9 protein-coding genes are annotated in these 12,275 nt (G+C 68.6%); 2 read left to right on the top strand and 7 right to left on the bottom strand.

Translation table 11 applies throughout. The features are described 5' to 3' along the window. Positions 1–78: 78 nt before the first annotated feature. The 5 genes from GVY39_RS19915 to GVY39_RS19895 form a co-directional block, all read right to left on the bottom strand. Positions 79–333 carry a S1 RNA-binding domain-containing protein gene (locus GVY39_RS19915; protein ID WP_159926722.1) on the bottom strand — a complete coding sequence of 85 codons (255 nt, stop codon included), beginning with the start codon at positions 331–333 and terminating at the stop codon, positions 79–81. A gap of 258 nt (positions 334–591) precedes the next feature. Continuing rightward, on the bottom strand, positions 592–2,193 hold the full coding sequence (locus GVY39_RS19910) for a carboxylesterase/lipase family protein (RefSeq protein ID WP_159926720.1): 1,602 nt from the start codon (positions 2,191–2,193) through the stop codon (positions 592–594). Between the two features lie 477 nt (positions 2,194–2,670). Then, positions 2,671–6,987 (bottom strand): type I polyketide synthase, encoded by a 4,317-nt coding sequence (locus tag GVY39_RS19905; RefSeq protein WP_159926718.1) that lies wholly within the window; start codon positions 6,985–6,987, stop codon positions 2,671–2,673. After that, complete coding sequence (locus GVY39_RS19900) at positions 6,984–7,253, bottom strand: acyl carrier protein (protein WP_159926716.1); 270 nt, start codon at positions 7,251–7,253, stop codon at positions 6,984–6,986. Before GVY39_RS19900 ends, GVY39_RS19905 begins: the two co-directional genes overlap by 4 nt. A gap of 29 nt (positions 7,254–7,282) precedes the next feature. Beyond that, positions 7,283–8,896, bottom strand: coding sequence for a fatty acyl-AMP ligase (locus GVY39_RS19895; protein WP_236565554.1), 1,614 nt, complete (start codon positions 8,894–8,896; stop codon positions 7,283–7,285). A gap of 333 nt (positions 8,897–9,229) precedes the next feature. Between GVY39_RS19895 and GVY39_RS19890 the strand changes: the two genes are divergently transcribed. Next, complete coding sequence (locus GVY39_RS19890; protein WP_159926712.1) at positions 9,230–9,727, top strand: MarR family winged helix-turn-helix transcriptional regulator; 498 nt, start codon at positions 9,230–9,232, stop codon at positions 9,725–9,727. Beyond that, positions 9,720–11,369, top strand: a complete 1,650-nt coding sequence (locus GVY39_RS19885; RefSeq protein ID WP_236565553.1) for an MDR family MFS transporter — start codon at positions 9,720–9,722, stop codon at positions 11,367–11,369. The genes GVY39_RS19890 and GVY39_RS19885 overlap by 8 nt, the downstream gene beginning before the upstream one ends. 70 nt (positions 11,370–11,439) lie before the next feature. Here the strand turns inward: GVY39_RS19885 and GVY39_RS19880 are convergent, their stop codons facing one another. Both GVY39_RS19880 and GVY39_RS19875 read right to left on the bottom strand, forming a co-directional pair. Further along, entirely contained in the window at positions 11,440–11,790 is a 351-nt protein-coding gene (locus GVY39_RS19880) for a hypothetical protein (protein ID WP_159926710.1), read from the bottom strand. Positions 11,791–11,859: 69 nt separating this feature from the next. Next, positions 11,860–12,270, bottom strand: a complete 411-nt coding sequence (locus tag GVY39_RS19875) for an NYN domain-containing protein (protein WP_159926708.1) — start codon at positions 12,268–12,270, stop codon at positions 11,860–11,862. Positions 12,271–12,275 lie beyond the last annotated feature (5 nt).

Below are 12,275 nucleotides of genomic sequence, written 5' to 3'. Positions count from 1 at the left end.
CCCCTCCCCCGGTGGGGTTTGTGGCTCCGGGCGGGGCGGGGGGTGGTGGGCTCGCCCCCCCCACGCCCGCGTGGACCGTTATTCAGCGTGCGCCAGAGCCACTCGCTGCCTCTCGGTATCGATATCGAGGATGCGAACCGTCAGAATGGCGCCGATTTGCGGCTCGGTGGACCACTCGGTTCGGTGCAGCAACCCGTGGATTCCTGGATCGACCTCCAAGAACGCGCCGAACGGCACGATCTCTACGACGGTCGCCTCCAGCACTCCGCCCTGAGCGTGCGCGGCGACGAAGTCCGGCCAGCCGCGCTGCTGCGGCGTTTCCGAAGGGGACATATGTTCACCTCCTTCCGATGTCCCTGTAGTACATGGGATTTCGCGAAGAAGGAGGGCGGGCCCCTGGCCCGCCGGATGATCACAGCGCGGCCGGGCGACCGTTCTGTGCGCGGCGTGTCGCCGACCCGGCAGTCATGACGACGACCTTAACTCAGCGCATCACGCGCGGCAAGACCTGCCTACGCCGATGCGGGAATCACTGCCCGCGAACACTATTCACCGAATCGCGGAGATCGCTTCGATCGAGGCGGGCGGGGCTCAGCGTTCCCGTTCGGACCAGAACGCACAGTGGTGCCTGATGGCGAAGTCCTCGATCACGACGCTGCCGGTTGCCCGCATGAGCAGCGTCGGCCCGTCGGAACTCTGCCCTGCCGACTCCGGCCACGCCGGCCATTGGGACGCGCCTGGACCGTTCGGGTCACCGGTATGGGCGAAAGTGGTCCACCATCGTTGCATTTGCGCCGCGAACGCGGCGGACGCCCCGGTCCATGGGATGGGCACTCCCATGAGACCGGTGAACAGATACGGAAGTTCGGCGGCGTGGAAGGCGCCGGGCAGGACCGGATCGGCGTCGCCGAACGGCGCCTGATCGAATTCGTACTGCCACAGGGGATGTCCCGTGTCGCGCGCGGTGCGGCTGGTGAACAGCGCGGGACAAGCGAGAAGACCGTCGGTGATCACCGCGGTCTGAGCGGCTGACGGTGAGGGATACCGATCGAGGGGGTAGCGGGCGAGTACGCGATCGGCATAACCGCCGAATGATTGGCGGACGTAGCGCTCGTAGCTCGCCGCGTCCGGGACGTGGCCGCGGGCGTAATCGGATTCCGCGACGAACAGCGCGCCTTCCGCGCTGTTGCTCCCCACGATGAGCGGTCTCTTGCGCTTGTCTCCTGCCAGGGCTTCGGCGAGTGTGCGGGTGACGACGACGCCGTCGATGCTGGGCACCCAGACGGGGGTCGGCCCGTCGAATCGGACGGTCGGCGAATCCAGGAGCTTCGCGGCGGGAAGCGCGCGAAGGCAGCTCGAACGTGTCGCGGCGTCGCCGCATCCGATGCTCTCCGCGTAGCGCTGTGAGCGTGCGAAGGCATCGTCCCGATTGCCGGGGACCAGCGGTGACTGTGCGCACGAGCCGCTTTGGACGATCGCTTTGGCGAACAGATCGTCGGAGCCGGGTGCGGCGAAGTGTGTGCAGACGCTTCCGCCACCTGCCGATTCACCGAAGATCGTGACATTGCCCGGATCGCCGCCGAAGGCACGCGCGTTCTCGCGCACCCATCGCAGAGCGGCTTGTTGGTCCTGGATGCCGACCGTTCCGGTGGCCCCGCCGGACTCGGCGGCCAGTTCCGGGAGCGACATGAAGCCGAACGGTCCGAGGCGGTAGTTCGGGACTGCGACGATGACGTCGCCGTCGGCGACCATCCGCGTGGGGGCGTCATATTGACTGTTGGAGCCGGTGACGTAGCCGCCGCCGTGGAGAAACACCATGACCGGCAACAGTCGGCCGGGTGCCCGGTCCGGCGCGTACACATCGATGGTCAGGCAGTCCTCGCTGGTGGGTCCGGTCGGTGGTAGGCCGGGCAGGTAGCCGTTCTGCGGACATTGCGGACCGTGGTGGTGAGCAGGCCGCACGCCGGGCCACGGCGGTACCGGACGCGGGGGGCTGAACCGCGCTCCGCCACCGGTGGGGGCCGCGAAGGGAATACCCAGGTATTCGACGATGCCGTCGGCGGCGTGGCCGGAGATCTCGCCGCCGGTCACGATCACCACCAGCGGCATGGACGCCACCGCCGGAGTACTCGCCAACCCCAGACCGCCGGCGAGGATCAGGGAGATCGCGGCTCGCACGCTCGAGCGAATCATGGCTGGCCAATACCTCCGATGCGGTCGCTACGGTCGGCGGCGAGGTTTCGTCCTCGTCCGCGGTAGCCGGCACGATCGGATCGATCTCGCGGTGGTTTCCGATGCGGTGCCGCAAAGCCCGCTCGAAACGAGCCGAATCGCCGCTCGAACCCTCACCCGGCGGATCACACGCCTGTGGCGCCGTAAAACATTCCGGCCGTACACGTCGACGAGGTCCGTACCCGCCCGGCGCCTGCGGCAGCGAACTCGTGCCCGGCCCTCATCGCCCGCCCGGACTCCAGACCCGCGAAGCCGCCGCTATGGGCTCGAGCTGGAGTAATGGCATCTCGGACCGATGCTACAGCGGTCCGGGGCACGTGGAGGTGCACGACGCAGCGGGCGACGAGCCGATGACGTCGCCGTCATCGACACGGCCACCCCGGCCGCGCATCCGTCTCGGACGCGCTGTCGGCGGTCGCTGACCGGCCGGCTCGCCGGTCAGCTCTCCGCGAGCAGGGCGAGTTCCTCGGCGAGAACCTTGACGGTCTCGCGAATCTGGTCCTCGGTGTGGCACGCGGTGACGAAGAACCGCAGCCGTGCGAGGTCTTCCGGCACCGCCGGATACAGGATCGGGTTGACGTTGATGCCGCGGCGCAACAGCGCGTTCGACAGTCGCAACGTCTTCATCGAGTCGCCCACGATGCACGGGATGATCGGCGTGTCGTGGCTGTCGCCGGTGTCGACCCCCACCTCCCGGGCCAATCGCAGGAACAGTCGAGAATTGCCGCGCAGACGTTCCAGGATGGCGCCTTCGGACCGCAACTGACGGATCGCCGCGGCCGAGGCGGCTGCGTTCATCGGCGTCATGCCGACGCTGTAGACGAATCCTGGCGTCGTGTACTTCAGGAATCGGATCAGTTCCGCGCTGCCCGCGACGTACCCGCCACAACCGGCGAGCGCCTTCGATGTCGTCCCGGACCACAATTCGACGTCGTCGCGATCGACGCCGAAATATTCGCCGATTCCACCGCCGCCCGCGCCGAGCACGCCGACGCTGTGCGCCTCGTCGATCATCAACAGCGCCTTGTGCTTCTTCTTGACGGCGATGATCGCGGGCAGATCGGGGATGTCGCCGTCCTGGCTGTAGACGCCTTCGATCAGGATCAGCACCCGCCGGTACTGATGGCGGATCTCGGTGAGCAGTTCGTCGAGGGCGGCGTGATCGTTGTGCGGGAACGGGCGGCGGGTCGCGCCCGACAGCTTGCAGCCTTGCATGATGCTGTCGTGCGCGAGGCTGTCGTGGATGACGAGGTCCTCCGGTCCTACCAGATGCCCGATGATCGTGACGTTCGTGGAGTGGCCGCCGACCAGTGCGATGGCGTCCTCGGTGCCGAGCAGGGCCGCGAGTTCGGCCTCGAGTTCGCGGTGCACCGGCTTCTCGCCGGAGAGGATCCGGCTGGCCGAGCACGAGCTGCCATAGCGGGCCACCGCGTCCTGCACGGCGGCGACGACCGCCGGATGGCCGGACAATCCGAGGTAGTTGTAGCTGGAGAAGTTGATCACCGAGGCGCCGTCGATGACCGAGGTGTCCTTGGTGACACCGTCGTTGACCAGGAAGTAGGGATTGGACAGGCCGAGCGATTCGGCGCCGGCGAGCCGGTCCGCGATCGACTTCACCTCCGCGAAATCCGAGATCCGGTACTCCGGCTCGGCGACCTCACACGACGGTTCGGGCATCCCGCCGGCCGCAGGGCCGGCTGCCTGCTGCGGGACGGGCACACCCACTCGACCGGTCAGGTAGGAGGTGACGTCGCCGAGCGTCGTCGTGGGCGTGAATCTGCTCGGGTCGACGGTCAGGCGGGGTAGCTTGCGAACGAGCGCGGCGATCAGGTCGGTCAGCATGAGCGAGTCGAAGCCCAGGTCGTCACCGAGCGTCTGGGCATCGCGGAGCCGGTCGGCCGGGAATCCGCTCACCCTGGAGAACTCCGCGCGCACGACGCTCGCGACGGCTGCGGGGGGCATCGGCGGGTCCGCGGTGGCCGTGCCCACCGCGGTCGTCGGGGTCACGATGTCGTGCGGTGTGACCGTCTCGGTCGCGACCGGCGCCGCCCCTCTGGGCTGTGGAACGTGCCCGGCGGACGGAGCGCCGACCAGACTCGCCAGGACGGCGTTCTGTTCGCGGAAGAGTGCGATCAACTGGTCCATGGAGGTTTCCTCGGATTGAGCGGAAGGCGCTGCGGTATTGCGTGATTCGACCCAGAACCGTTGGTCGGTGGAGAACTCGTATCCGGGCAGCCTGCGGCGGACGCGCTGCGCCGGCTCGTAGAGCCGGTCCCAGTCGGGGTCGAGTCCGTCGCGGTACAGAGCGGCGACGGTCTCGGCGAATGCGCCGCCTGTCGCACCTGGTCCCGGGCTGGGCGTCAGGCAGCGCGCCGCCAGATCCGGGCGGGTCCGGCCGACCATCGTGGTCAGGACACGACGCGGCCCGATCTCGACGACGTGGCTGGGCTCGGTGCCGAGAGCGGCTTCGATGGCCTCGCCGAAGCGGACGGTGGCGCGGACGTGCTCGACCCAATACGCGGCGTCCATCGATTCGCTGGCGTCGAGCAGGCGACCGTGGACGGTCGAGTAGAGCGGAAGTGCGGGTGTGCGATAACCGCATTCGCGGGCGACTGCCTCGAACTGCTCCAGCATGGGTTCCATCAGCGGGCTGTGGAAGGCGTGGGAGACGTTGAGGACCGTGGTCTCCACCCCGCGAGCCGTGAGCGCGTCCCGCCCCCGGGTGATCGCCGATGCCGCACCGGAAAGCACGATCTCCCGCGGTCCGTTGACGGCGGCGAGCGCCATCTCCGGTTGGTCGGCGAGCAATTCGGCGACCTCGGCCGCGTCCGCCCGCACGGCCAGCATCGCCCCGCCCTCCGGCAACCGTCGCATCAGCTCCCCTCGTGCGACGACGAGGCGGCACGCGTCGTCCAGGTCGAACACTCCCGCCACCGCCGCGGCCGCGAACTCGCCGATGCTGTGCCCGATGACCCACGCGGGCCGGACGCCGACGTCGGCCAGTGCCTTGGCCAGGGCGTACTCCATCGCGAAGATCGCCGGTTGCGCGAGATCGGTGCGGTCGATCTCGGTGTGCTCGTCGAGCGTCAGCTCACGTACCGAGTGACCGAGATGAACCGTCATGACCTGGTCCACCATCGCCAGAGCGTCCCGGAACAACGGGACTTCCGCGTCGAGCGCGCGCGCCATGCCTGTGAATTGCGAACCCTGGCCGGTGAACATCCAGCCGACGCCGAGCGGTCCCACGACCCCGGTGTCCGCGCCGGCGCGCAGCCGCGCGACGGCGGCGTCACGATCGGCGGCCACGACGGCGAGCCGGGCGCGGCCGGAGGACTTGACCTGGTTGCTCGTCCAGCACAGTTGCGCGAATTCCTCCGGCGGGGTGGAACCCAGCGCGTCGGCCAGGCGACGGGCGTTGCGCCGCAACCCTTCCTCGTCGTTCGCCGACAGCGTGAGCACGCCGCCGCCGGAGGACGTGGGGGTCTCGGCGGCAGGAGCGCTGCCCAGCACAACATGGGCATTCGTGCCGCCGATGCCGAAGCTGCTGACTCCCCCGTATCCGGGTCCCTCCAGCGGCATCGGTTCGGTGAGCAGACGCAAACCCTGCTCGGCCATCCGCAGCCGCGGATTCTCCTGATCGGCGAACCTCGACGGCGGGACGATACCGTGCCGCAAGCTGAGAGCGACTTTGAGCAGGCCCGCGACGCCCGCCGCGCCTTCGGTGTGACCGAGATTGCCCTTGATCGATCCGACGCCGCAAAGCCGCCGCTGGTTGCGTGCGTGCAGCTGTCCCAGTGCTTTGACCTCGATCATGTCGCCGAGCACCGTTCCGGTGCCGTGTGCCTCGAGGAAGTCCACCTCCTCGGGCCGTACCCCGGCGCGCTCGCACGCCTCGCCGATCACCTGCTGCTGCGCCCAGCGGTTCGGCGCCGTGATGCCGTTGCTGCGCCCATCGGAATTGACCGCGCTGCCCTTGATCACCGCGTAGATCGGCAGCCCCGCGGCCTGCGCGTCGGCGAGGCGCCGCAGCACAAGCACCGCGACGCCCTCGCCGCGCACGATTCCATCGGCGTTGCCGCTGAACGGCTTGCACCGCGCGTCCGGCGCGGAGAGACCGGCCTGGGTGTAGAACACCCCGACGGCGGGCGTGAGCACCAAGTTGACACCACCGGCGACCGCTTGATCGCATTCGCCGGAAGCCAGTGCGCCGCAGGCGAGGTGGATCGCGACCAGCGACGACGAGCACGCCGTGTCGACCGCGACACTCGGCCCTTTCAGGTCGAACTGGTAGGACAGCCGGTTGGCGGTCATGAAATATCCGTTGCCGGAACCGTGCTGCGGGGTGATCGCGGCATAGTCGCTCATCTGCAGGTTGGCCCATTCGTTGGCCATCACCCCGACGAAGACCCCGGTACGGGAACCGGCCTCGGCGCGCGGATCGAGCGTGGCGTCTTCGAAGGCCCGCCAGGTGGCGTGCAGCAGCAACCGCTGCTGCGGATCCATCGCCTCGGCTTCGCGCGGGGTGATGCCGAAGAATGCGGCGTCGAACGCGTCCGCGTCGTCGAGGAAGCCGCCGCTGCGGGTGTTGATGGTGCCGGGGGCACCGGCCGGATCGTGGTACTCGGCGGCATTCCAGCGGCTCGCCGGAACCTCGGAGATCACGTCACGTCCGTCGATCAGCAGCCGCCACAGCGCGGCCGGATCGGGTGCTTGTGGGAATCGGCAGTCGAGGCCGACGATGGCGATGTCGGTCATGCGGCAAGGGCGAATTCGGTGGCGATGTAAGCGGCGATGTCGGCGATGGTGGGGTACTCGAAGACCAGGACCGGGTCGACCTCGAGTGACCATCGGTCCTCGATCTCGCCGCACAGGTTCACCGCCGAGACGGAGTCCAAGCCCAGTTCGGCGAGCGGGACGACCGGATCGACGTCGCGGGCCGCGCGTTCGGTGTAGTCCGCCACGCGCTCCACGAGCCAATCCTCGATCGTCGTCGTCGGGCGAACGGCTGTGGTGCTGAACATGTTTCGGCTCCTCGGCTGGTATGGGTGGATCAAGCGGTCAGGGTTCGGGTCAGCGCCGGTTCGAGATCCTCGTGCAGGACACCCTCGACACGATGTGCGAGCAGCGAGTCCCGCATCGCGGCGCGCTGGACCTTCCCGCTGGTCGTGCGCTGGACGGCCCGGGGCTCGACGAGCACCACGTTCGGCGCCGATACGTCGAATCCGCGGGCGACGGCGATCTTGATCGCCGAGGTCAGCTCGGCCAGTGTCGTGGCGCCTTGCCGCGCCGTCTTGACGCCCTGCACCACGACGAGTCGTTCCCGGCCGCCCGTGTCGACGGAGACTGCGACACCGGCGGCGCCGAGCGCCGGATGCAACCCGCGCACGAGTTCTTCGATGTCCTGCGGGTACAGGTTGCGGCCGTTGACGATCAGCAGATCCTTGTGGCGCCCTGCGACGAACAGTTCGTCCTCGTGCAGCAGACCGAGATCTCCGGTGCGCAGGAATGGGCCCTCGGCATCGAGGTACGCACCGAATGTCTCGCGCGACTCGTCGGGGCGGTTCCAGTAACCCGCGGCGACGCTCGGGCCCGCGATCCAGATCTCTCCGACCGTGTCGTCCGGAACCTGCCGTCGCGTGTCCGGGTCGACGATGCGGATGTCCAGACCGGGGGCCGCTCGTCCGCAGCCGACGAGCCGGGCTTCGCGACCCACGTCGAGGTAGACCGGCGCCGCGTCGATGGATCCGCCGCTGGCCAGCAACGTCACCTCGGCCAGCCCATAGGCGGGAAGCAACGCCGTGGGTCGCAGACCGGCGGGCGCGAATCGCTGCGACACGGCCGCGATGGTTCGTTCACGGACCGGCTCGGCGCCGCTCAGGGCGATCTCGACGCTGCTCAGATCGAGTTCCGCCAACTGTTCGTCGGTCACCCTGCGGACGATCAGGTCATAGGCGAAGTTCGGTGCGGCGGTGAAGGTCGCGCGGTATTCGCCGATGGCGCGCAGCCAGCGCACCGGATGCTTCAGAAAACTCGTCGGCGCCATGAACACCAGGTCCGCCCCGACGTACAGAGACCCGAGCAGCGTGCCGATCAGGCCCATGTCGTGGAAGTGCGGGATCCAGCTGACGCCGATCGAGGCATCGCTCAACCCGGCCGAGGCGATGGCGGCTTCGTTGTGCATCAGGTTGCCGTGCGTGACGACGACACCCTTGGGGTCGCCGGTCGACCCCGACGTGTACTGGAGGAAGGCGATCGTCTCGGGGCCGATGTCGGGCATGCGCCAGTGGTCGGGGTCGCCGAGCGGGCGGTCGGTGGCGACGACGGCCGCGCTGGTCGCGGTCTCGAGCAGCGGCTGGACGTCGCCGGTCGTGAGAACCAGCTCGGCGCCGGAATCCGCGACGATGCCCGCTACGCGGCGGGCGCTGCCCTCGTCGTACGGCAGGGGCGCGGGGACCGCGATCACGCCCGCGTACAGGCAGCCGAGAAACGCGCGCAGGAACGCCAGCCCGTCGTGATAGAGCAGCACGACGGGCTGCGCCGATTCCGGGCGGTCGGTCAGCCAGACTGCGACAGCCCTGGCGTCGCGGTCGAGTTCGAGGTAGGTCGATACCTCCTCGATCAACTCCCGCCCGACCTCGTGCAGGTAGGTGAACGACCTGTTCACACCGTAGGTAGAAGTTTGCTGCCTTACGTGGTGAACGAAACTCGGCTGCATCTCGTAGTTCCTCGATAGCGATCGACATCAGGTTCAGCTACTACTGTCCGCCGTGTACATCCCCATAACCAGTGACCTCAGGGAGCATCCAGCAACCCCCGGGGGTGGACGAATAGCCACCCTTGGGTTCGTGGTCGCGGCCCCAAGAGGCCGATAGCCGCGCATCTCTGTCATCACCCACCCCCGCAGCCTTCGACGCGGGCGGCGCCGTCCACTAGTTGCTTAGGTCAAGCAACTACTATATATTTGCGTAGCGCAAGTAACTAGTGGTCTGGAGTAGACATGGCAGTCTCGCCCGATACGGCCCAGAGCCTGATTCGAGAGCTCTACCTGATGGGCCGGGCCATCCGTATCGCGCTCGCACACCCGGAAGAAGGGCAATTGCTTCCGGGCGGCATCGGGGTACTGGGCGCCCTCGAATCCAAAGGCTCGAGTCGGCAAGGGGACCTCGCCGCGGACTTGTGCATCAGTCCCAGCGCATTGAGCAGGCACATCACCGAACTCGTCGGCGCCGACTACATCAGCAGGCACGCCGATCCCACCGACGGCCGGGCCACCCTGGTCCGGGTGACCGACAAGGGGCGCGATCTGCTGCACCGCGTGCGGGCATCGCGGGCCCGGGGATTGCAGAACGTCCTGGCCGACTGGAGTGAAGACGACGCCGAGCAGGCCTGCCTCGCCGTCCAGAAGCTCCGCGGCGCACTGACCACGCACGCCCACAGCACCCCCGTCGGCGCTCACCAGCCGGTTTCGAAAGAAAGTCAGGAAGTGGATGTCTAGTTCAGTCGAGGCGGTGACGCGACGCGACCCGTACGCGATGACCCACCGTGAAGTCTTGGAGGCGATGACCGGGCTGCTCGCGGCGTTGTTCACGGCGCTGCTCAGCACGACGATCGTCGCCACCGCGCTGCCCACCATCATCGGCGATCTACAGGGGTCGCAGACCGCCTACGCCTGGGTCATCACCGCGGCGCTGCTGGCGAACGCGGCCTCCACGCCGATCTGGGGCAAATTCGCCGACCTGTTCAACAAGAAGCTGCTTGTCCAATCCGCCATCGTCATTTTCGTGGTCGGCTCGGTCATCGCGGGCTTCGCGGGCGATGTCGCCCTGCTGCTGGTCGCGCGCGTCGTTCAGGGCGTCGGCATGGGCGGGTTGACCGCGCTCGCCGTCGCGATCATCGGCTCCATCGTCGCGCCGCGCGAACGCGGGCGATACTCCGGCTACATGGGCGCTGTCATGGCGGTTTCGATGTCCGGTGGGCCCATCCTCGGCGGCGTCATCGTCGACAGCCCGCTGGGCTGGCGCTGGTGTTTCTTCGTGTGCGTGCCGCTGGCGGTGATCGCACTGGCGCTCTTGCAGCGGACCCTGCGGCTGCCTACCGAGCGCAAGGCCGGGGTGTCGATCGACTGGCTCGGCGCCGCTGCGCTGACCGGCGGCGTGTCCGTGCTGCTCATCTGGGTGTCGTTCGCCGGAAAAGCCGGTTACTACGACTGGGTGTCGCGGGAGTCGGCGCTCTACGTGACCACCGGCGTGCTGCTGCTGATCGCGACCGTGTGGGTCGAGTCCCGCGCCGAGTCGCCGATCATCCCCTTGCCGATCGTCACCGAACGCACCACGGGCCTGGCGATCATCGCCTCGATCGCGGTCGGCGTCGGCATGTTCGGCGCGACCACCTTCCTAGGCCAGTACTTCCAGACCGCGCGCGGCTACTCCCCCACCGCGGCGGGCGTGCTGACCATCCCGCTCGTCGCGGGCATGCTGATCGCCTCGATCGGCTCCGGACAGCTGATCACCCGGCGCGGAAAGTGGAAGGCTTTCGTGGTCGCCGGAGCCGCGCTGCTGGTGGCCGGGTTCACGCTGCTCTCGACGATCGACCACGCGACGAGCCTGTGGCTGGTCGGCGGATACATCACCGTCGTCGGACTCGGCGTCGGCATGATGATGCAGAACCTCGTCCTGGCCGTGCAGAACACGGTGAGCGTGCACGACATCGGCGCCGCGTCCAGCAGTGTCGCCTTCTTCCGCACTTTCGGTGGCGCGATCGGTGTCTCGGTGCTGGGTTCCGTGCTGGCCACCCGGGTCGGTGAACTGTCCGCGGAGGGATTCGGCAGGCTCGGTATCCGGACCGAGTCCTCCGGCGGCGGCAACCTGGATATCGGCGCGCTTCCCGCGCCCATCGCGACCATCGTGCGCGCCTCCTACGGCGACGCGACCGGGCGGATTTTCCTCATCGCCGCGGCCGCGACGGTGGTCGCGCTCATCGCGGCCGCGCTGCTGCCGAACCGCCCGCTGCGCCGCACCATCGACATCGATCCGGCAGTGGACCCGATGCAGTCCGACGCTCGCACCACCACTCGGCAGGCGGGTTCGGGGAGTCCCGCGCAGCAGGCTGACGCCGGACAACCGGCTCTGCTCAACTGAGCCGCCGATCCACGGGCGGCCGGCGAAGCTCCGCGGCTCTGCGCCCGCCTGCTGCGCGCGCGACGGCGAATCAGCGTGGCGGCCGCTCCACGGAGCGCAGGTCCACGGTCGTCGCGGAGGTGAGGGCAACGGCCAAGCAACGCAGTTCCCCCGGAATCAGCACCGATCGGATCGCCCCCTGGAAACACTCCAGCATCGCGCCGTCGCACCACCGCACGTCGTAGCGGTACCAGCACCGGCGCGCGCCCCCGGCGCGCTGGATGTCGCGCTCGACCCGGACGGCCAGTTCGGTGAGCGCGGCGCGCACCTGGCTCGGCTCGCCGGTGCTCGCGATCTTCCACCACGGCCGGTTGAAATAGCCTGGTTCGGAGATCTCGACCAGGTAGAGCAATGGCATCCCCACGGCGTCGGAGGCGGTCATACCGCTCAGACTGCCCCAAACCGGACTGGACGTATGGGTGAAACGCCGGGCTTCCGACCGTCGCCCGGGTCACGATTCGATGTAGTCCAACAGCCAGGTCGGACCGACCACCTCCGCCCCCAGCGCCGCGACGCGCTCGCGCAGTTCCCGGTCCGCCGTCACCACCGTGATGGGACGGCTGCCGTCGTTCGCGCGCGCCGCGGCGACCGCGCCGACGATCGCGTCATCGCCCGAACCGTCCGCCCGCACCACGCGCAAGCCGGCGAGGTCCCGATCCGTCGCCCGGTCGACCGCGGCCTTCGCCGCCCCCTCGAGCACCACGATCACCTCGGTGGGATTCGTCATCCGCTCCGGCAGCATGGCCACTTTCCCGAGTAAGCGACGAGCAGCGCCGGCCCGGTCGCGCCACCAACCGTCGGGCCGCGAACCGACGACATTGGCGGCATCCACCACGATCAGCCGAACACTGTCATCCGCCACTTGCT

It is taken from the genome of Nocardia sp. CY15, from assembly GCF_009829295.1.
In the GTDB taxonomy this organism is placed as follows: domain Bacteria; phylum Actinomycetota; class Actinomycetes; order Mycobacteriales; family Mycobacteriaceae; genus Nocardia; species Nocardia sputi.
The sequence above is the reverse complement of the archived record's forward strand: the minus strand, read 5'-3'. Positions and strand labels throughout refer to the sequence as shown.

Coding starts and splice junctions, on each gene's coding strand:
- GVY39_RS19915 (WP_159926722.1), bottom strand. CDS start 333: ATGTCCCCTTCGGAAACGCCGCAGCAGCGCGGCTGGCCGGACTTCGTC.
- GVY39_RS19910 (WP_159926720.1), bottom strand. CDS start 2,193: ATGATTCGCTCGAGCGTGCGAGCCGCGATCTCCCTGATCCTCGCCGGC.
- GVY39_RS19905 (WP_159926718.1), bottom strand. CDS start 6,987: ATGACCGACATCGCCATCGTCGGCCTCGACTGCCGATTCCCACAAGCA.
- GVY39_RS19900 (WP_159926716.1), bottom strand. CDS start 7,253: ATGTTCAGCACCACAGCCGTTCGCCCGACGACGACGATCGAGGATTGG.
- GVY39_RS19890 (WP_159926712.1), top strand. CDS start 9,230: ATGGCAGTCTCGCCCGATACGGCCCAGAGCCTGATTCGAGAGCTCTAC.
- GVY39_RS19885 (WP_236565553.1), top strand. CDS start 9,720: ATGTCTAGTTCAGTCGAGGCGGTGACGCGACGCGACCCGTACGCGATG.
- GVY39_RS19880 (WP_159926710.1), bottom strand. CDS start 11,790: ATGACCGCCTCCGACGCCGTGGGGATGCCATTGCTCTACCTGGTCGAG.